This is a genomic window from Tenacibaculum holothuriorum (genome assembly GCF_002120225.1).
GTDB classification, from domain to species: domain Bacteria; phylum Bacteroidota; class Bacteroidia; order Flavobacteriales; family Flavobacteriaceae; genus Polaribacter; species Polaribacter holothuriorum.
In genome coordinates, this window is the sequence record NZ_LAPZ01000009.1 from 46,751 (window position 1) to 67,764 (window position 21,014).

23 protein-coding genes are annotated in these 21,014 nt (G+C 35.4%); 15 read left to right on the forward strand and 8 right to left on the reverse strand.

From position 1 onward, the window contains the following. The first annotated feature begins 1 nt into the window (after position 1). The 13 genes from WH52_RS10700 to WH52_RS10760 all read left to right on the forward strand — a co-directional run bounded on the left by WH52_RS10700 (position 2) and on the right by WH52_RS10760 (position 11,921). The gene (locus WH52_RS10700; protein ID WP_086030946.1) at positions 2-727 is read left to right on the forward strand and encodes an acetolactate decarboxylase; all 726 of its coding nucleotides are present in this window, start codon (positions 2-4) and stop codon (positions 725-727) included. Beyond that, positions 724-3,222 carry a heavy metal translocating P-type ATPase gene (locus tag WH52_RS10705; protein WP_086030947.1) on the forward strand — a complete coding sequence of 833 codons (2,499 nt, stop codon included), beginning with the start codon at positions 724-726 and terminating at the stop codon, positions 3,220-3,222. Before WH52_RS10700 ends, WH52_RS10705 begins: the two co-directional genes overlap by 4 nt. A 4-nt stretch (positions 3,223-3,226) precedes the next feature. Next, positions 3,227-4,999, forward strand: a complete 1,773-nt coding sequence (locus tag WH52_RS10710) for an efflux RND transporter periplasmic adaptor subunit (protein ID WP_086030948.1) — start codon at positions 3,227-3,229, stop codon at positions 4,997-4,999. 20 nt (positions 5,000-5,019) lie between these two features. Then, positions 5,020-5,418 carry a heavy-metal-associated domain-containing protein gene (locus WH52_RS10715; protein WP_086030949.1) on the forward strand — a complete coding sequence of 133 codons (399 nt, stop codon included), beginning with the start codon at positions 5,020-5,022 and terminating at the stop codon, positions 5,416-5,418. A gap of 765 nt (positions 5,419-6,183) precedes the next feature. Then, on the forward strand, positions 6,184-6,531 hold the full coding sequence (locus WH52_RS10720) for a single-stranded DNA-binding protein (RefSeq protein WP_317041853.1): 348 nt from the start codon (positions 6,184-6,186) through the stop codon (positions 6,529-6,531). A gap of 67 nt (positions 6,532-6,598) precedes the next feature. Further along, positions 6,599-6,943, forward strand: a complete 345-nt coding sequence (locus WH52_RS10725; protein WP_086030951.1) for a single-stranded DNA-binding protein — start codon at positions 6,599-6,601, stop codon at positions 6,941-6,943. Between the two features lie 76 nt (positions 6,944-7,019). After that, a complete protein-coding gene (locus tag WH52_RS10730; protein ID WP_086030952.1) occupies positions 7,020-7,469 on the forward strand; it encodes a JAB domain-containing protein in 450 nt (149 codons plus the stop codon). Positions 7,470-7,480: 11 nt separating this feature from the next. Continuing rightward, the gene (locus tag WH52_RS15040) at positions 7,481-7,678 is read left to right on the forward strand and encodes a hypothetical protein (protein WP_086030953.1); all 198 of its coding nucleotides are present in this window, start codon (positions 7,481-7,483) and stop codon (positions 7,676-7,678) included. A gap of 434 nt (positions 7,679-8,112) precedes the next feature. After that, a complete protein-coding gene (locus WH52_RS10740) occupies positions 8,113-8,493 on the forward strand; it encodes a BfmA/BtgA family mobilization protein (protein WP_086030954.1) in 381 nt (126 codons plus the stop codon). A gap of 10 nt (positions 8,494-8,503) precedes the next feature. Then, on the forward strand, positions 8,504-9,535 hold the full coding sequence (mobB, locus tag WH52_RS10745) for a MobB family relaxase (protein ID WP_086030955.1): 1,032 nt from the start codon (positions 8,504-8,506) through the stop codon (positions 9,533-9,535). Further along, on the forward strand, positions 9,532-10,971 hold the full coding sequence (locus tag WH52_RS10750; protein WP_086030956.1) for a type IV secretory system conjugative DNA transfer family protein: 1,440 nt from the start codon (positions 9,532-9,534) through the stop codon (positions 10,969-10,971). The genes mobB and WH52_RS10750 overlap by 4 nt, the downstream gene beginning before the upstream one ends. A gap of 158 nt (positions 10,972-11,129) precedes the next feature. Further along, positions 11,130-11,540 carry an SRPBCC family protein gene (locus WH52_RS10755; protein WP_086030957.1) on the forward strand — a complete coding sequence of 137 codons (411 nt, stop codon included), beginning with the start codon at positions 11,130-11,132 and terminating at the stop codon, positions 11,538-11,540. A 9-nt stretch (positions 11,541-11,549) separates the two neighbouring features. Beyond that, positions 11,550-11,921: an iron chaperone gene (locus tag WH52_RS10760; protein ID WP_086030958.1), complete on the forward strand. Its 372-nt coding sequence runs from the start codon at positions 11,550-11,552 to the stop codon at positions 11,919-11,921. Positions 11,922-12,132: 211 nt separating this feature from the next. On the opposite strand, the gene WH52_RS10765 is transcribed toward WH52_RS10760, so the two are convergent. Beyond that, positions 12,133-12,465 (reverse strand): winged helix-turn-helix transcriptional regulator, encoded by a 333-nt coding sequence (locus WH52_RS10765; RefSeq protein ID WP_086030989.1) that lies wholly within the window; start codon positions 12,463-12,465, stop codon positions 12,133-12,135. Positions 12,466-12,596: 131 nt separating this feature from the next. On the opposite strand from WH52_RS10765, the gene WH52_RS10770 reads away from it, so the two are divergent. Together WH52_RS10770 and WH52_RS10775 are read left to right on the forward strand one after the other, a co-directional pair. Continuing rightward, positions 12,597-12,893 (forward strand): putative quinol monooxygenase, encoded by a 297-nt coding sequence (locus WH52_RS10770; RefSeq protein WP_086030959.1) that lies wholly within the window; start codon positions 12,597-12,599, stop codon positions 12,891-12,893. 100 nt (positions 12,894-12,993) lie between these two features. Continuing rightward, positions 12,994-14,292: an APC family permease gene (locus WH52_RS10775; protein ID WP_086030960.1), complete on the forward strand. Its 1,299-nt coding sequence runs from the start codon at positions 12,994-12,996 to the stop codon at positions 14,290-14,292. Between the two features lie 45 nt (positions 14,293-14,337). Here WH52_RS10775 and WH52_RS10780 read toward each other — a convergent pair whose 3' ends face one another. From WH52_RS10780 to WH52_RS10810, 7 genes are read right to left on the reverse strand one after another with little or no spacing between them, the layout of a single operon-like run. Continuing rightward, positions 14,338-14,700 (reverse strand): basic helix-loop-helix domain-containing protein, encoded by a 363-nt coding sequence (locus WH52_RS10780; RefSeq protein ID WP_086030961.1) that lies wholly within the window; start codon positions 14,698-14,700, stop codon positions 14,338-14,340. Between the two features lie 7 nt (positions 14,701-14,707). After that, entirely contained in the window at positions 14,708-15,538 is an 831-nt protein-coding gene (locus tag WH52_RS10785) for a DUF4138 domain-containing protein (protein ID WP_198938432.1), read from the reverse strand. Further along, a complete protein-coding gene (gene traM, locus WH52_RS10790; RefSeq protein WP_086030963.1) occupies positions 15,535-16,464 on the reverse strand; it encodes a conjugative transposon protein TraM in 930 nt (309 codons plus the stop codon). Before traM ends, WH52_RS10785 begins: the two co-directional genes overlap by 4 nt. Beyond that, positions 16,445-17,068, reverse strand: coding sequence for a conjugal transfer protein TraK (locus tag WH52_RS10795; protein WP_086030964.1), 624 nt, complete (start codon positions 17,066-17,068; stop codon positions 16,445-16,447). The genes traM and WH52_RS10795 overlap by 20 nt, the downstream gene beginning before the upstream one ends. An 11-nt stretch (positions 17,069-17,079) precedes the next feature. Further along, positions 17,080-17,904 carry a hypothetical protein gene (locus WH52_RS10800; RefSeq protein ID WP_086030965.1) on the reverse strand — a complete coding sequence of 275 codons (825 nt, stop codon included), beginning with the start codon at positions 17,902-17,904 and terminating at the stop codon, positions 17,080-17,082. Further along, positions 17,904-18,476: a conjugal transfer protein gene (locus WH52_RS10805; protein ID WP_086030966.1), complete on the reverse strand. Its 573-nt coding sequence runs from the start codon at positions 18,474-18,476 to the stop codon at positions 17,904-17,906. The genes WH52_RS10800 and WH52_RS10805 overlap by 1 nt, the downstream gene beginning before the upstream one ends. 47 nt (positions 18,477-18,523) lie before the next feature. Beyond that, positions 18,524-20,926 (reverse strand): TraG family conjugative transposon ATPase, encoded by a 2,403-nt coding sequence (locus WH52_RS10810; protein WP_086030967.1) that lies wholly within the window; start codon positions 20,924-20,926, stop codon positions 18,524-18,526. Between the last annotated feature and the right edge of the window lie 88 nt (positions 20,927-21,014).

The following is a 21,014-nucleotide window of genomic DNA, read 5'->3' on the forward strand; positions in this document are numbered from 1 at the left end:
AATGAACAAATTAATATATATAAACGTATTAGCATTTTTGGCAATAGCCTTTATGTCCTGTAGAGATAACAACAGTAAAGTGTTCTCAACTGAAGTAAAACATTCAGGTGCTTTAAGAACTATAATGTCTGGTAACATTGAACCCGTTATTAATTTAGATACACTTTCAAAAATGAAAAACCTATACGCTCTTGGTGCTGTGGGTGACCTAAAAGGCGAAATTCAAATATTTGATGGTCAACCAAGCAACAGTTTTGTGGTTGATAGTAGTTTACAGATTAAAGATTCTTACAACTTAAAAGCATCTCTATTAGTATATGCAGAAATTGAAGCGTGGGATTCTTTTCAAATTGAGAATAGTAAAACAAAAAGTGATTTAGAAAAGCAAATTTTTAAAACCGCCGCAAATAGTGGAATTGATACAGAAAAACCGTTTCCTTTCCTATTAGCAGGTACTATCGCTTCTGTAGATTGGCACGTTATAAATTGGAAAGATGGCGACACTATCCACAATCACAAAAAGCATAAAGAGTCTGGTTTAAATGGAACTCTGCAAAATCGAGAAGTTCAAATTATAGGATTCTATTCCTCAAAACATAAAGCAGTTTTTACCCATCATACCACCAATATGCATATACATTTTAAAACGACTGATAATACAATTGCAGGCCATATTGATGATTTATTATTAAATCAAACTGTAATATTAAAACTACCAAAACGATGAAACATACCTATCACATACACGGAATGACCTGTAACGGTTGCAGAAATCACGTAGAAAGCACCCTTTCTAAAGTGAAAAGTGTTACCAATGTTTCGGTCGATTTAGAAAAGGCTGAAGCAACTATTGAAATGGAATCACACATTTCTATTGAAACCTTTCAAGAAGCTTTAAAAAACGATGGTGGTAAATATACTATTCATAATCAAGATGAACATCGTCATACCAAAGTAGAAAAGGAAGAACCGTCAAAGGGAAAAGGAACTGGTACATTTTATTGCCCTATGCATTGCGAAGGTGATAAAACTTATGAGAAACCAGGTGATTGTCCAGTTTGTGGAATGAATTTAGTTGAAGAGCAGAATCTTTCAACCACGTCTAAGACACAATACACCTGTCCGATGCATCCAGAAATTGTCAAGGACAAACCAGGAAGCTGTCCTATTTGCGGGATGGAATTGGTGCCTATCCAACCAGACCTTTCTGCTGAAGAAAAAACTTACAATAGATTACTGAAGAAGTTTTGGATAGCCTTAGCATTTACATTGCCTATATTTTTAATAGCGATGAGTGAGATGATTCCTAACAACCCATTGTATGCTTTAATGGAACAAAAATGGTGGAATTGGGTTCAATTTACCATTTCCATCCCGGTAGTTTTCTATGCTACGTGGATGTTTTTTGAACGTGCTTATCGAAGTATTGCTACTTGGAATCTCAATATGTTTACACTTATTGGTATAGGCGCAGGTGTATCTTGGTTGTTTAGTGTTTTTGGAATGCTATTCCCTGACTTTTTCCCAGCACAGTTTAAAACCGAATCTGGTGCGGTACACGTCTATTTTGAAGCGGCTACCGTTATACTCACCTTAGTACTAATGGGGCAGGTTTTAGAAGCGCGAGCGCATAGCAAAACAAATTCGGCAGTAAAGGAATTATTGAAGCTTGCGCCTAACAATGCAACAAGAGTTGTAAACGGGCAGGAAGAACAAGTGTCCATCGAGCAAATTGAAAAAGGAGACATTCTACGTGTCAAGCCAGGTGACAAAATACCAGTGGATGGCATTCTCATAGAGGGATATACTACCGTTGATGAATCTATGATTTCAGGTGAACCCATACCTATAAACAAAGCCGAAAATGATGTTGTAAGTAGTGGTACTATTAATGGTAATCAGTCTTTCTTGATGAAAGCCGAAAAAGTAGGTAGTGATACCTTGCTTTCCCAAATTATACATATGGTTAATGATGCCAGTCGTAGTCGAGCACCTATTCAAAAACTGGCAGATACGGTATCTGGTTATTTTGTTCCTATTGTGGTTATTATTGCTGTAATAACATTTGGTGTTTGGGCGATTTGGGGGCCCGAACCAGCTTATGTTTATGCTCTAGTAAATGCCATAGCTGTGTTAATAATAGCTTGTCCTTGTGCTTTAGGATTAGCCACGCCAATGTCGGTTATGGTTGGTGTTGGAAAAGGTGCACGCAATGGCGTACTTATAAAAAATGCAGAGGCTTTAGAGAAAATGGACAAGGTGGATACATTGATAGTCGATAAAACAGGAACGATTACCGAAGGAAAGCCAACAGTAGAGAAGATAGGCTCATTTGTAGACCGCTTTCGCGAAAGCGAATTAATTCAACTCATAGCTTCATTAAATAGTTCTAGTGAGCATCCACTTGCCGAAGCTACTGTCAAATATGGAAAAGAGCAGAATGTACAAATCGATAAAGTAGATGATTTTAGTGCAGTTACAGGAAAAGGCGTTGAAGGAATAGTAAACGGTAAAAAGCTCGCTCTAGGAAACGATAAAATGATGGAATATGCTAAAGCAACCATTTCATCAACTATAAAAGATGAAGCTCAATCATTTCAAAAACAAGGAAAAACAGTTTCGTACTTATCCATTGAAGGTGAAGTTGTAGGCTATGTAGTTATTGGCGATAGAATAAAGGAAACAAGCGCAAAGGCTATTAAAGAATTAAAAAACAAAGGGATTGATGTAGTGATGCTCACTGGTGACAATCATAATACTGCACAAGCTGTTGCTTCAGCATTAAATCTTACACATTTTAAGGCAGGAATGTTACCAGAAAATAAACAAGAAGAAGTTAAAAAATTACAAGAACAAGGACACGTTGTGGCGATGGCAGGCGATGGTATTAATGATGCACCAGCATTGGCAAAAAGCGATGTAGGTATTGCAATGGGTACAGGAACAGATGTAGCAATTGAAAGTGCAATGATAACCTTGGTTAAAGGTGATTTGCACGGAATTGTAAAAGCAAGAAACTTAAGCGATGCTGTTATGAAAAATATTAAGCAAAACCTATTTTTTGCACTTATTTATAACACTTTAGGAATACCCGTCGCAGCAGGAGTGTTATTCCCATTCTTTGGCATTTTACTATCACCAATGATAGCGGCGTTAGCAATGAGTTTTAGTTCTGTTTCAGTAATAGTAAACGCGTTAAGATTAAGAAATAAGAAAATATAACATTATGAAAAAATATATAATTTATTCAGGTATATTAATAGCAGGGCTACTATTAGGTTGGTTGCTGTTTGGCAGCTCATCAAAAGAGGAACAAGAACATAACCACGATGCGCTTACAGAAACCAATCAAATATGGACGTGTTCTATGCATCCACAAATTATGCAGCCAGAACCAGGTGATTGTCCTATTTGTGGAATGGATTTAATTCCTGCACAAAGTGGAAGTGATGGCTTGTTGGCAGACCAATTCAAACTTACAAAAAATGCAATGGCATTAGCCGATATTCAAACAACCATAGTCGGTAAAGGAAATATTGATGGCAACACGATTAAATTATCAGGTAAAATTGCTGAAAATGAAGAAGCCAATGTAGCACAGGTAAGCTATTTTTCGGGTAGAATAGAACGATTGAATATTAGTTTTACAGGTGAAAAAATCCGTAAAGGCCAATTATTGGCAACCATCTATTCACCAGAACTCTATGCAGCACAACAAGAATTGATAACGGCGGCTTCTTTAAAAGAATCGCAACCTGCATTATACAACGCAGTTCGAAATAAATTAAAGTTGTGGAAACTCTCTGATAATCAAATTAATCAGATTGAAGAAACCAAAAAAGTAAAAGAAAACTTTCCAGTTTATGCGACCGTTTCAGGCACAGTTACCGAAAAATTAGTAGAACAAGGCGATTATGTAAAACAAGGTCAACCATTGTTGAAAATTGCAAATCTAAATACGGTTTGGGCAAATTTTGATGTATATGAAAATCAAATAGAATTATTTAAAAAGGGACAAAAAGTTTTAGTGACTACAAACGCTTATGCTAATAGTGAGTTTAAAGGAAAAGTAGATTTTATTGACCCAATTTTAAATACGAAAACAAGAACAGTCACCTTGCGAGTAGTACTTAGTAATAAAAATGATTTATTTAAGCCAGGAATGTTCGTTACCGCAAATATTGATGGTGCGGAAAATAAAAACAGAGAAGTATTGACAATACCAGCATCAGCTATTCTTTGGACAGGTGAACGCTCTGTAGTCTATTTAAAAGTTAATCCAGACCAGACAATATTTGAAATGCGTGAAGTTGTTTTAGGCAATCAAATTGGTAATGAATATGAAGTTTTAGAGGGCTTGTTTGTTGGTAATGAAATTGTGACCAATGGTACATTTACTGTTGATGCAGCTGCGCAATTACAAGGGAAAAAGTCTATGATGAATAAGGTTGGTGGTAGAACTATGACTGGTCACGAGGGACATTTAGGAATGAATAATAGTTCATCAAATGAAGAAAGTGACCATACCAATATGAATGAAAGATTGGTAGTATCAGAGAAATTTCAAGGACAATTAAAAATTGTTTTCAATGATTATATCAATTTAAAAGATGCCTTGGTGAAAGAAGATTCTAAAAACACTACGGTTAATGCAACAAGTTTATTAAAAAATTTAGCCAAAGTAGATATGAAATTGTTGTCGGACAAAACTGCTCACAAACATTGGATGTCATTAGCAAATAAGATAAAATCTTCTTCAAGTTCTATTTCTAAAACTTCCGATATAAAAACACAAAGAGACTATTTTAAACATCTATCATCACACTTGATAAACGCAGTTCAACTGTTTGGTGTTAAGGAAAAAGTGTATGTGGAATTTTGCCCTATGGCAGACAACAACAATGGCGCATACTGGTTGAGTAAAGAGGAAAAAGTAATCAATCCATATTTTGGTGAAGCAATGCTAACCTGTGGAGAAGTAAAGCAAGTAATAAAATAATAACAATTAAATTTTAAACAATGAAGAATGTAATTTTAAGTATAGCTATTATAATGGCTATAGGTTTAACAAGTTGTAAAAACGAAACCAAAAAAGAAACTGAATCGTCAACTACTGAAATGGCTAAAGAAATAGCTATGACAGATTTGTCTTTTGGTGTAAGAGGTAATTGCGGTATGTGCAAAAATACTATTGAAAAAGCAGCCACTAGTGTTGATGGTGTAGCAAGTGCAAATTGGGATGTCGATAAAAAGAAGATTGATGTTTCTTTTGATGATACCAAAACAAATGCAATGGCCATACATAAAGCAATCGCATCTTCAGGTTATGATACCGAAAAAGTTGCAGGAAATGAAGAAGCCTATAAAAATTTACCAGGTTGTTGTCAATACGACCACGAAATGGCTATGAATCAGTAGGGAAAATAAGATTTGAGGACCAATCAGCCATTTACAATAAAGAGCTCTTTTTAGGGCTCTTTTTTTATTTACCCACTCAGCACATTCCCTTCATTCCACGCTTGCCTGCTGAAAAAGGCCGGCAACCACTACATTCCAGGAAAAGAGCTTCACTACACAGGTCTTGGACACAATCCACAATTTCAGCTTTCCATTCCGTTAACCCTTCCCGATGCTCTGGAAAGTAACACTACATTCCCGAGCCAAAATTGCGAATTGAGTCCGCTTTTCATCGGAAAGACATCATTTCGGTTTTCTTAACAGTATTTACGGTAAGCCCTTCTTGAGTGCTTCCTCGAAAATTCTTAAAAACCGAACCGTTGTCTTACACATTTTAAGGGGTTTATAATGGATAAAGCCTGTATTGTTTTTCGGGTCGTCGAAAAACAGGCAGTACATAACCAATTCTAACTTAACTACAGCTGCTTATTTCGCTTAACTGTCGGTACGCTCAAACGCAACTGCGTTTAAGAGAATTGCTAATGCCCTTATGGAACTTGTCAAGACTATACAAGTTTTAGAGTAAAATAAGGTTTCTACTTCCTTGAAAATGCGAGCATTTTTCTACGTCGCAAACACACCTGATTTTACCCTAAAAGTCTTGACAAAACCCACTCTATCCATTGTGCGGTGCACGAAAGAAAAGAACAAACACCCCTTAAAATTTAATCTGTTTTAAATCAATAGGGAAAGTACAAATCACTCAAACATTTTAATATGAATACTATGAAAAACAAAGTGCAATTGATTGGAAATGTCGCTATCGTACCAACATTTAAGACAACAAAAAAAGGTAAAAAACTAGCTCGGATATTAATGTTCACTATTGAATACTATACAAATAGTAATGGTAAAAAAGTAGATGAAACCGAGTGGCATACAGTCGTGGCTTGGGGTAAGATGGCGGACAAGGTAGAGAGCTATGTTAAAAAGGGTGAACAAATAGGCGTGAGTGGAAAACTGAAATCACGAAGCTTGATAGATAAGGATGGAATCAAAAGATATGTAACCGAAGTAGAAGCAAATGAAATTGTGCTTTTAAGTTCTAGAAACAGTAATTCAAATACTAGATAAACAATTCACTTTTAAAAGTCCTGAATGGTTCAGGCAAATCAATGTTTAATTTTTTAAATCTTTAATTATGAGTACTATTAAAAATCACGTACAGTTAATTGGAAACGTTGGACAAGAACCAACAGTTACGAATCTTGAAAGCGGAAAGAAAGTAGCCCGTTTTTCATTAGCCACAAATGAGTATTACAAAGACAGTAAAGGCGAAAAGCAAACAGATACGAATTGGCATACAATTGTAGCCTGGGGCAAGACTGCTGAAATAGTAGAAAAGTATGTTGCCAAAGGAAAAGAAGTTGGAATATCGGGAAAACTAAAAACTCGAAGCTACACAACTGATGATAATGAACAACGCTATGTTACGGAAGTTGTAGCAGATGAAATCCTTTTACTTGGAAGTAAAGGCGATAATTAAATCAAAAATTAAAGAGGGCGTAACCGTCGAAAGATGCGCCCTCTTTTTCATTATTCACACATTAATTATATGCACAATGAAAGCACAAGTTAACGAAATAAAAATAAGTTATAAAGGTGGTGTCAAATCCAAAGATTGGATTCAGGTTTCATCCTCTGCACAAGCTGCAGAAGTCCTATTTGAACATTGGGATAAAAGCACAATGCAATTACAAGAGACATTTAAAATTGTACTCTTGAATAACAGCAATAAAGTAAAAGGTATTTGCCAAATTTCGCAAGGTGGAATTGCAGGAACTTTGGTAGATATGCGCATCCTTTTTGCCACGGTATTAAAATCACTTTCCGTAGGATTGATATTAGCACATAATCATCCGAGTGGCAAGTTAGAGCCAAGCGAGGCAGACATAAAATTGACCAATAAAATAAAGAAAGCTGCATCTGTTTTTGACATCAGATTGTTAGACCATTTGATATTTGCACCCGATGGCGATTATTATAGTTTTTCTGATAATGGAATCTTGTAAAACTAACAGCTATGGTATATCTTAATTTTACAGACTTGAGCGAAGAAGCTCAGAACCGATTATTGGAAAATTCCAAAGAAGATGTGAAACGAAAATTTGGCGATAGTATTCGCAAATACGTAAATAAAAATCATACCTGTTTTGAAACGATGATTGAAGAAGAAGCGATGCGAAATTTATATTCCTATACATACGTTTTCAATATATAATCATCATAAAAATCCAAGCGAACACCTCTGAAATTTACGAGGTGTTTTTTGGTATGAATTATTATCAATTCAATAAAAAAACGTATCTTTATTTAGCTGAAATTCAGCTCACAAATTAAAGTAAGGTTATCCATTTTTTCGACTTTCGCCGATACCCTTACACATCGAATAAATCACATATCGGAGAATCATTTTTTCCTAAAAATGGCAATCGGCTTTTTAGTCGGATTGTATGGATTTTTGTCCTGCGAGCGGGACGAAAAGGAATAGCAAGAGGGTAACACGCTACGCGATGTTTCGGATTCCTTTTCGATTTTAATTAACTGATTATCAGTTAATTATTCATATTCTAATTTTTTGACAATCATCGGTTTGCGACAAACGGGCTGGAAACCCCCATTTTTAGAGAAGATTTTGCGACAAATCGGCGAAATATGGACTCATTTACTGGAATTAGATTTAAAAAGGAAACTGCAAAACGTTTTCAAACATTCTCACGGACTTACTTCAAATCGCACACCGAAGCGATGGCAACAATGCTCGATTTTTTTTTCTACAACGAAATCTCACCAAAGGAAAAATTAGGTCCGACTGGGCGAACCATTGAAGCCAAACTCTTAAAAAGAATCAATGCAGTTATTGCCATAATGCGAGATGTAGAAAAGACCCAAACCAAACCTACCGTGGCGATGATTCAAACACTTTTTGAAATGGAAGAACCTAATAAAAAACCTTTGATAGTTGAAAAGAAATATGCCGATGAAAACAAAGAAGTACGCTTTCGCGAAAAGCGAAATATAAAAAACGAACTCTAATTTTTGGGCTATGTACATCACAATAACACCACAAAAACTAGGAATTAATTACTCACAAAGTTCAGCTGATTTTGTTGGGTATTTAGAGAAAGAAAATCAAGGCTTGGAACAACAGGATATGGAGCATTTTTTCAATCAATATGGTGATGAGATTTCCGCTGAAGAAGTGGTAAAAGAGATTGATGGTAATACCGCAAAATTGAAAAAGAAAGAGCCAAAATTTTATTCAATTACTGTTAGTCCGTCAAAGCATGAATTGCGTAAACTTCAAGACAATAGTCAAGATTTAAAAACCTACACTCGTCAGCTGATGAAGGATTATGTTGCCAGCTTCAACAGAGAAATTAATGGAAGACCTATTACCATCGATGACATAAAATACTATGCTAAAATTGAGCATCAACGAACGTTCAAGGGTACGGATATTCAGATTCGAGAAAATCAACCATATGCCACAAAAATACTTCAACTCAAAACCGATATCCGAAATATTGAAGAAGGTCGGGCTCAAGGTAATATTAGAAAAATACAAAAGGAAATTTCAAAATTAGAACAACAAGCACCACATCAACAAAATGGAAAAAGGATTGTCCAGGGAATGTTGAAAGAAGGAAATCAAAGTCATATTCATATTATAATCAGCAGGAAGGATGCTTCCAATTCCATCAGTCTTTCCCCAGGAAGCAAACACAAAGCATCCGAAGTTGAGATGCACGGTAAAAATGTAAAACGTGGTTTTGACAGAGACAAGTTCTTTGAAAAAGCAGAAAAGACTTTTGACAAGACTTTTGGCTATAAACGAAACTTTGCCGAAACCTATAATGCACGAAAAGATTTTGTTAAAAATCCCAAGCTATATTTTGCTGCCTTGATGAAACTACCAGCTAATGAAAAAGCATTGGCTTTCAAAATGATTACAAAGACGGGATTTCCAGTAATTCCAAGTATTCCAGTAAGTCAAGCTCAAATTGCACTTCGGGTATTTAAAAGATTAAGACGTGGTGCGGAAGTAGCCATAAAATCAAGTTCGATAGGGATATGAGTTGGTCATTGGCAGAAATAGTTATTTATGTTGTAGTGCCTGTTCTATCATTAGTAATATTCGTTTATGCTTTTTATGATAATGAGTCAACGAGTAAAAGGGATGGAAAATATCAAGTAAAATTCTCAACTAAATCAGGGAAATTTGAAGTTGATAACATCAAACGTGGCGCATCCGTAATCGGATCCGCCGGAAGCGGAAAAACCGAAAGCGTTGTATATGGATTTCTAAAACATTTTCGGAAAGAAAGTTTTTGCGGAATCCTTCACGACTATAAAGATTTTGAACTGACTGAAATGGCATATCCACTTTTTAAGGATAGTGATATTCCGTTTAAGGTCATTTCCTTTGATAAAATCATTCATAGGGTAAATCCTATTGCACCACGTTATTTAGAGAATGAGGAAAATGTAAACGAAGTTTCTAGGGTGTTGATTGAAAACCTTTTGGAACAACGGGAATCCGTAACAACAGGCACGACAAAATTTTTTAACGATGCTGCTGAAGGTTTAATAGGTGGCTTAATTTGGAAACTAAAAACGGACTATCCTAAATACTGTACGCTACCACATTTAATCGCAATTTATCAATTATTGGACACGGATAGTCTTATTCAGTTTTTGGAAACCAATACCACATCAAGAGCTATGGCGGATGCTTTTATTAGCGGAAAGGATTCTGACAGGCAGACGGCTGGCGTAAAAAGTACTTTGGCTAATGCATTAAAGCGCATTAGCACGCAGCGTATTTTTATGGTACTGTCTGCTGATGAAGTTCCATTGAATATAAACAGTGAAGAAAAGCCTGCAATTATTTCTGTAGTGAACAATCCAAAATATGAGACATCGTATTCGCCCGTGATTGCAACCATTATTCACACTATTACCAAACAAATGAGCGTGCGGAATTCTAAGCCTTCATTTTTATTGATGGAAGAAGCACCAACAATTCGCCTTTTGAATATGCATCGAATTCCTGCAACATTAAGAAGCTATGATATCGCTACTATTTACGTGATGCAAGACAAAATTCAGAATGATATGATGTATGGCGATAAGGCAAGTAAGGCGATTTTGAGTAATTTGTCCTACCAGTTTTTTGGAAAGGTAAATGACCCAGATACTGCAAAGTATTACGAACGCTTTTTTGAAATTATTAAAGACCCTACCAAAAGCATAAGTCGTGGACATAACCTTGATTTTGATACACGCATAACCACTGGAGAGAAAGAAATTCCTAAAATTAGAGCAGATGTATTCTTTAGGTTAAAGCAAGGGGAGTTCATTACCTATGCAGATGGAAAGGATAAAAAAGTACAGTTTAAATTGGCTAATATTCAACGAGAATTACCAGAGGAATCAAATCAGTTTTCTCAGATAGAATTGGAGGAAAATTTTGAGCGAGTTTATAACGAGGCGAAGTCTATTTTTGAATAACTAGTATACTCTTGTTTATGAAGAACACTTTCGATATGTAATAACGCTATTAAGATTTTTTATCTTTGTTTTTGTAAGTTGATTATAGAAAATAACTATTTGCAATCGTTGTGCTGCATTTAAGAAAGCAAACGAGATAACAAGAAAAATTTAGAAATATGGATAGAATTACTGTCAAAACTTCTGTTCAAGCCGACATTAATACAGTTTGGAATTATTGGACTAAACCAGAACACATTACGAATTGGAATTTCGCAACTGACGAATGGTGCTGCCCTAGGGCTGAAAACAATCTTCAACCGAATAAAAAGTTTTCTTGGCGAATGGAGGCTAAAGACGGAAGTATGGGATTTGATTTTGAAGGAACATACGACAAAATTGTTGAAAAAGAACTGATTTCTTATAAGATGTCAGACGGACGAAAAGTTGACATTGAATTCACTCAAAACGGAAATGAAATTCAAGTTAGTGAAACCTTTGATGCAGAGGGAAAAAATACAGACGAACAACAACGGGCAGGATGGCAAGCAATACTTGAGAATTTCAAAAAATACGTGGAATCAGAATAAAACACCTAAATGAGCGGAACAACTCAATACAAATCTGTAACCGATTACATCAATGCTCAACCCGAACAAACCAAAAAGGCACTTTTGGAAATCAAAGAATGTATTTTAGAAGTTGAGCCTAATGCAACCGAACTTCTTAACTATAACATACCAGCTTATGCTTTAGTCGAAAACGGAAAAAGGGAACAGCAGATAATGATTGCAGGATATAAAAAACACGTTGGACTATATCCACACCCAACGACTATGGAAAAGTTTGAATCTGAATTGACTGAATACAAACGGGGAAAAGGTTCTGTACAATTTCCATTGGGCAAACCATTACCGATTGAATTAATAATCCGAATGATAAAATATCGAAAAAAGCTATTAACTGATTAAAAAAACGACACGCCAACAAAGGCTATGAGTAATTGTTTGCTCTCGCTTATTTCTGAAAATCCTTGCAGATTTTTAGCTTGGTGTGTACTTGCTAAGTTAAGTACTAACACACGCAACTACTCATAGGTACTATGTCAAAAGGCAAGTTTTTTCTATAAAGCTTTAGGAAACAAATTGAGCACTCAAATTGTTATCCTGCGCAGAAAGGGCTTTAAGTATATTTTTCAACCACTAAGTCACCCCAATCTACAATAGACCGGATAAGCGGAATTAAAGTCTTTCCAAAATCGGTTAATGAATATTCTACCTTAAGAGGTGGTTTTGAAGTATAAACCTTTCTTTTAATTAAACCATCTTCTTCCAATGCCTTCAGCTGTAAGCTTAACGTTCTTTCGGTCACAGTGGGCATTTCTTTTCTCAATTCACTATAGCGTAGAGTTTTTTCCATCAAATGGAATAATATTACCGTTTTCCATTTCCCACCTATAATTCCCATTGTTAAACTAGCACAACAGGGATATTCATTACCTCTGAATTTGAACATTTTGGGTTCTTTTTCTTCCATAAACTATACTATCATTTTCGACCGTTATTGCAAAGATAAATTACTATACTTACTTTTGCAACTATAAAAATTATAGTATAATAAAAATAAGTAAGATAAAAACATTAATTATGAGTAATCAAACATTAACAATTGTAGCAAAAATAGTAGCTAAACCAGAAAAAAGAGCACTAGTACGAAGTGAATTACTAAAGCTAATTGACATAACAAGGGCAGAAAAAGGCTCTATTAATTATGACTTGCACCAAGATAATGAAAATGAAAATCTATTTTTATTTTACGAGAATTGGGAAAGCAGAGAATTATGGCAAAACCATATGAACAATAGTCATTTAGCCCAATATTTAAAAGCTACTGAAGGAGCTGTTGAAGAATTTACATTAAATGAGATGTCACGGATAGGATAAAAACCAGATGCAACAGTCAAAATACAATGCTTACCAATTCCTTTTAGTTTAATAGATAACGTTATATTTATTTCTTAAATAAAATACCACAGATATTAGAATGACCCAGCACAGGGAAAGAAATAAAAATTTAGGATTAGCTGAACTAATTGCGATTGCTCTTGGTGGAATGGTCGGTGGTGGGATTTTCACGATACTCGGAATTTCTGTTTCGTTAATCGGTAATCTCACACCCATAGCCATAATAATTGGAGGGCTTATAGCTTCTTTAGCTGCTTACTCTTATGTTAAATTAGGTCTTTATTACAAAGATGAGGGAGCAACCTATTCCTTTTTCAAACGTACCTATCCAAGTTCTAATTTTTCAGCTTCTGCCATTGGTTGGTTTATCATTTTTGGCTACATCAGCACTTTAGCATTATATGCTTACACATTTTCGTCATATGCTATAAGTAGTACCGATTTTGCAGATAATATTTGGGTTCGAAAAAGTATTGCCATAGGAGTTATCGCAATTTTTACTTTCATTAATATCTGGAGCGTCAATGGAATGGGAAAAATTGAAGATTTAATGGTATATACAAAACTTATTGTTTTGACTATTATATCAGTTGTCTTAATCAATCACGGAACAATGGATTTCGGTTCCTTTGTAGAGAATATGTCTCTAGATTTGAAAAATTCAAACGCATTTTCAATTCTTATTGTTGCCTCATTAACCTTTGTCGCTTACGAGGGTTTTCAGCTAGTTATAAATGCTGTAAATGAAATGACAAATCCGCAGAGAAATATCCCAAGGGCAATTTATAGCGCCATTGCATTAGCTGTATTGATATATGTGGTGATTTCTGTAGGTGCCTTGTTTGCAATACCTACAGAAGAAATAATTAAAAATAAGGAATTTGCACTTGCATCTGGCGCAGGCAATATTTTAGGTTCATTAGGAACTAATCTTGTCATTTTTGGTGCAATATTGGCAACAAGCAGTGCTATAAGTGGTACTGTCTTTGGTTCATCTCGTCAGATGTCCGTAATTGCCAAAGATGGTTATTTCCCAAACATCCTATCCAAAAGAAAGAATAATAGCCCTAAAAATGCAATTATCGCAATGGCATTGATTTCCAGTATTTTAATCCTCATTGGCGGATTAGAATTAATCCTTGAATTCGGCAGTGTTACTTTTCTTTTGGTTTCGTTATTAATGGCAATAGCAAATTTTAAAATAAGACAGAAAACCAACTCATCAACCTTTTTGACTGTATTGTCAATATTAGGTTTAAGCATAGGTGGAATTTTGATTTTATATTATGAACTAACAAATAACTGGCAACAAATGATTGCGATTATCATAATATATATTCTGCTCGCGGTTGGAGCTTGGAAATTTTCAAGAAGTTAGCTTATCAATCAACATTAGTATCTTCTAAATACACAAATAGGTTATTTAAAAAGGCCCTTTTTCTCTCGGTCCTTTGCTAGTAACTTTCCATTGGTCATTGTCTTTGATGAGTTTAAAAATACCCGACTTTCCATCAAAAGACGTTTTATATTTTACCCAGGCAATCTCACTTTCAATAGCCTCATCCAAAATTTCTACTTCGATATCTTTATTGGACTCTGGTATCATATTTTGAACAGTCATCAAGCTGGCGAAACCTTCTGAAGTTGTATGCTTTTTCAAGACGGATTCATTTTTAGTGAAAAAGCTTTTCGCAACAATTTCTGCGGTTTCTGTGTGGGACATATTCTGATTTCCTGAACAGGAAATGAATAGAAGTACGAGTGAGTAAATGAGTAATCTTTTCATAATATTATTAATTTGGGTTATTGATATATCTGTGCGATATCTTTAATTCAATATTGCGTTCGCCATTTTTCTCATTCAATTCCAAAATTGCCCTACGGTCATCTGATAATGAAAATTTGGGCAAAACATAAACGAAACGTATCAGTTTACCCTCAACTATTTTTGATGGCAGACTATGCTTATAAATTGGCTCTTGATAGAGTCTCTGTAAAGATTTCTTTTTGCCTTTTTGTCGAGTCTCGATTGACAAGTTCAAAAAATTCAAATCGTAATCCAACGTAGAATTATTCTCAATCAGTATAACGAAGTAGAGCTCTTCTTTATCAAAAACGATATTTTCAACACTCAAAACGATGCCTTCGTTTCGCTTCTTAATTCGGCCTATACGCTGGTTTCTGTTAAGAAGATAAGAGCAGAATTTGTGATGATAATACGTTCTGTTGTCTATGCTTTTTTCAGAAGTTTCAGCCTGAATCGAATCGATTGCTAATGGCTTTTCATTCCCAATACTATTTGATAATGGGATAAAATAATTGAGCTTTGACAGCTGTTTTTTATACCTTACAATATACGAAAAAATCGAACCATTTCTGTTGATTACCAATAGATTACTTTCTTGACCTGGCTTTGCTTGAAGTAGCCCAAAATATTGTTCCTTTTCTCGATTGTAGGTAAACACAAAATTGTCAGAACCGGTAATACCCTGTCGTATAGGTTCTGGAAAAAACAGCGCAACATTTTTAGTGTCGTTTGCATAAATTGTATCGAGGGTTGAATTTGTCTGCGCTTTCGCGAAAGCGGAAATAGACACAATAAATATTAGGATTATTGTTTTCATAATTTTGGTTTTAGAATTAATCTATAATTGTTCAGTACGGTTACTTTTACTCTTCGATTAGAGCGGCGGAACACTTGAGTAAGTCCGCCCACTTGAGGAACACTTGGGATATTAATATCACCAATGACATCATCTAAAACTTCTCTTGTTGCTTCTTCCCTAAAATTATTTTCAACATAGATACCTTCGCTTCCATCTGATAAATCGAATGCTTTAAGTTTAGTGGGATGATGCTTTATGTTTTCAATCTCAATCAAGGCGCGATTGGGCTGAAAAGTGATAAACCCGAAAATGGGTGTGTTCTTTGGCATCAGTTTCCCATTGATAGTAGCCGATTTCGTCAGGCGCATCCGTAATCGGGTATTTGCTTGAACAACCTGGTCGCCATCCACGACTACATAAATCGTTTCGTCCGTATTGCCGATAATTGAAACTTCATTGGGTTTTGGCGCAGCGGCGAAAAAGAGTTGGTGTTCTAGCCCTAGTTCTTTGGCTTGAATTTTTTGTTCTCGTTCTATTTCGGCTGAATCTATTTGCTGAATGCTCTTTTGAGCAACTTTCTCTTTCCCTAAGTTTCGATATCTCTTTTTTGAGTATTGAATCTTGCCTGCTTCATAAATACTATCTACAATTCGTTCTTTTTCTTTTTCGGGAAGGTCTGGGTCATAAAAGCCCAAGGAATCAATCAATTTTTCATCGTAGATACTGGGCGCATTGGTTTCGCGTACTTCCTTTAAGTCATTAATAGCATCGAGCTTGGAATCGTATTCTTTTTGATTTTCTTCTAAATCCGGAACGAATGTATGTTCGAGGTTTTTAGTTTCACTTTCATCATCGCCCATAATTATCATTGAATAGGAAATGAGAAATATGAAAATCACAACCAGTACAGCTGCAAAGACTATTTTATTTTTTTCTACTTTCATCGTTTATTTTTTTTAAAGTATTCTCGAAATAGTTTGTAATCAGCAAACCGTGTGGATTGTTGGGAAAATTTCTATCAACCGGAATTAAGTTTCCACTGGAAACAAGTTCATAGGTATCTATTATCGAACCTCTATTGATTTCAAAGACAGTAACTGTTCTAAAAGCGTATGTTCCGTTTTGTTCCTCGATTTGTGATTCAATACTCAGCACTTTTTGAACTAGCGAGTATTGTAGTAATCGGTTATAAACACCATCTGCTTTTTTTTGGCGATAGAGGTTATCTACAGAACTATTACCTAGCCAAAGGGCCTTTTCTAGATTACGCTCATAATTGCTGGCATCAATATTATAGAAGTAGTTATGGAACAGGTCTAAATGGGCAAGCGCTTCAACACTGAAATTTTCTTTTTGAGTAACGAACTTCAGTGGAATAATACTACCATCAGTATTAATGGCAAAGGCACTATTGAGTGCTTCTTTATTTGTTTTGAAAGCCATCCAAAGTGAGAAGGTGCTGGATAACATTGCAAAAATGACAACTGCCAATACGATAAGCCTATTTAATTTTAAGACGGCATAGATATTTTTATAAGGTGTTTTCATTATAATTAGAATTAGCTAGTAAACAATCTCAGTGTGAAAGATGTAGCACGTTTATATAATTTAAATTTCAGGAAGACAATAAAACCAACCGAACCTAATTGAACGACTGGTGCAAAAAAGCCCTGGCCAACATCTGTACCAAAAAGGTTTGTCCAGAAGTTCGTATTGATTTCGGTATATAGGGCATTTACAAATACATTAACCAAAAAGAAGGCTGGCACTAACATATAGACCGCAGCATACAATTTGAAAAATGTATAGGCAAGCGAACGGAATTTTTCAAAAACTGCCAGACTTATAACCAACGGGAAGAAGGCTTGCATTATTCCCAATAGAAAGTAACGTTCTGCAAGAAATAGTGGATATATAAACAAATCTAGAATCCAAAGAAATAGACTTATTATAAAAGCAAATATTTTGAATCCGTAAAGTGGTGTCACCAAAGCTTCGTATAACAGCGTCATTGCCGCTTGAGCTACCTCGATGATACTTACATCTTCCTCAATTGGTATGTCTTGCATCTGCAATGGTAATAAAGCAGGTGCTGTACCACGATATTGCGCTTCTATGGAAACCAAAATACTATCGAAGAAACCTAATACTTGTGTGGAAAATATGACCAAAAGAACAACTGCAAAGTTTTTTGTGAGTTCCCCAGGACTTAATCCCCAAGTGTAACCGTCTTTATCCGCAATACCTTCATTATATTTTTTAAGGATATTGACCAGAAAGAACAATACGGCAAGTGTTTTCATTCCGGCAATAGTGTATTGCGAAAAATCACTGGCCTGTATCGTCTGAAAGACGGCATCCACATATTCAAGCCCAAAACTCATTAGTAATTCGTTTCTCGGTTATTTACTTTGTCTTGCATTTTTCTAAAGGAAATAATATCACGATAGCGTTTTGTTTTAGTAGTGATATTCGAAACCATTTCTTTTGATTCCTGTTCTTTCTGTTTTAACACTTCGGCACGTTCGGCATCAGACATTTTTAGATTATCGCTGGACAAGATTTCACCCATAAAGTCTACCGTGTCCAATGAGTTTTGAACTATAGCATCAAAAGATTGAGCTATACGATTAATTTCCTCGGGCTTTATATATGGCGAGTTCAAAATGTCCTGTAAGTCATTCTGCATTACATTGATAAGGCGCTGATTGTTCTGAGCAATTTCCTCAACTGCCCTTAGTTGTTGGACGACGCTAGATACTTTCTCAATGGCCTCTTTAGCATCTTTCAAGAATTTTACAGACTTAATCATTTCTGCCGTCTGTTTCCCTGATTCTAAGAGTTGTTTTACCAGACTTATGAAGTTGGTATTGTCATAAACTGGCATTCCTTGGGCTTTAATATTTAAGCTAAATAGCAATGCCATTGCGAGTACTAAGATTTTTGTTTTACTCATTGTTAAAAATTTGTTTTGGTATTCGTGAATCTTCGATTTCATATTATTTATGTTTTAGATGTGAATTGAATTATTGCTTTTTCCATATCGTGATGCTCATTATAGAGTTTCATTATTTCCTCATTTTCTTGCCCATCCGTTAAGTAAGCTGCATAGACTTCTTTTGGAACTTCTAGCCTAAAAATGTTGCTTTCCTTTCCAATTTTGATAAACATTTCGGTGTATTTCCGTGGTCCGGATAAGTTGTTTTTGATGGACTTTAATTGGTTCAAGTCGTGACTAGATAAGTTGAGACGTTTTACCAATTCGTCATAACCTTTTTCGTTGTTAAGGCTGTAGATGACTTGTGTATTTTCTAGAATACTTGCGGAAGTAGAATTGTTAGGAAGCTGATTAATAGATTGTAGAATAATCCCAATCGCACCATTCTGTTTACGAATAGCTTGGTAATAGAATTCCACACTTTCAAGTACGTTGTCAAACTTCAATTGTTTGGCAAACTCATCGAATAAGATAATGCCCTTTTCAGCCCTGTTTTTCCAAATGGTTCTTTGAATGGCTGACTTAATCAGTTTCAACATTACGGACAGTATTTCCTTATTGTCTTTGACTTCATCTAGTTCGAAAACAATCAATCTTTTATCCTCGATTTTATAGGTCTGGTCTTCGCTAACTTCAAACAGAAAACTATATAGACCATCACCGACATATTCGGACATTACGTGCAAAAAACTCGTGACATTGAAGTAGTCGGGATGGATTTTTAAGGTGTTCAGAAGGTCTTTCTGATTCCTTTCTATAAAACTGTAAAAGCCATCCAAAGAATGGTCTTCTAAAGTGCTATCATAGTAATGGCGCAATATCTTTTTGATGGAAACTGATTGTGCTTTGGTTACTTTTAAATCTGATGCAAAAAGTTCAAACAGGAAAACAGACAAGTCTTCTAAACGTTCAGGTGTCAAATCATTTATATCACTTATATAAAAAGGATTGATACCTAAATTTTTTCCGCTCTCGTAGCGAAGCACCGTATATTTTTCTGGATAGAGTTTCGCAAATTTGGTGTAAGAACCACCAAGGTCTATTATGACCAGACGAACACCGCTTTCAAAATATTGGCGTAGAATATTATTGGCCAAAAAGGATTTACCTTCGCCAGTAGGTGCAAAAATGGCAAAGTTCCGAGCCTTAATGCGTTTCTTCTGTTCATCCCAAACGTCTTTTAAAAGTGGAACGTTATGTTCACGGTCATTAAAGATGATTCCGGTAGCATCAGAATTATAATTGGTGTTATTGATAAACAGGCATAATGCGTGTTTTAAATCGGTTACATATAAATCATTATTTGAAAAATTGGAAGAAAAACAGCAGTAGCTATTTAGTATATAATTCTTTCGTTCTTCACCTCTTGGATAATAAGGAATGATGTCCAGTTCCTTGAATTCGGTCTTTATTTTAGAAGCAATTCTATCTAGCTCTCGGGCTTCCCGAGCCCAATAGATGATGTTTAGATGACCACGAATTATACGTGCATTATCATCGGCATTAATTTGGTCAAGGATATGTTGAATTTTTGCGAGTACCACTTTGTTCTGTGAACCAAAATTTGAACTTTTATTGAGTTCTTCAACCTTTTTATCAAGTAGCTTGCGCCACTTCTGTTTGTCATCCAAATACAGGATTTGATTAACAATGTGGTTTTCGTTTAGCGTAAGCCCTAAGCCATCAATAAACCCTTGATGAAACACAAAATCGTCAGAAGTGAATTTCTCATTGGTCTTGCTACTCTGTACACTTTCGCCAAAGCACAGTTCGCTATTGATAGCCAGGGCATCAAAATGGTTTTCGCCAATATTGACGCTTTTCTTGTCTAATATGATGTCGGTATCAAAGCCTTCATTGAATCCATTGAAATAGCCATTTGTGAGCATTTGAATCTCTTCCGCTTTAAGCGGAAGGAATGCCATTTTTCGGCTATTGTTTATAAAGGAAACCGAATCGCAAACAGAACCGATGAAGCTCTTAACGTTTTCATCTAGTTGTTGAACAATCCCTTTAGAAACTTTACGAAAAGGGTTGACATATTTTGAATTATTTAGAACCTTGTTCTTAGTGAGTGTAAAGAACAAAAAGCAACGATGTTCCATATACTCACGGCCTTTGAAATGGTCGTGTGTAGCTTTTTCTAAGAAAGTAGTATTGGGCAATTCTTCAGAAGTGTAACTCTTTTTAAGGTAGATGTCTTGTTTTTGTACCACCGTGCCAATAGGCAAAGATTTTAAAGCCTGAAACCAAGCACCGTGTATGTCCTCAAAGTCTTTTTCAGATAAGGAATAAATCTCTGGTAGCGTTCCTTCATAGCATAGTACGACATTACCATTATTGGCAAATATGATATTGTCTTGAATATCTGTGATAGGTTGATATGCTGAAAGATTAATCTTATTCATAATTAAATTCTGAGTTTCTTTTATTGCTTATTATTGGAGGGAAGACTTTAGCCGTCTGAAATAATTGTGGGTTATGCGCAATTCTTGT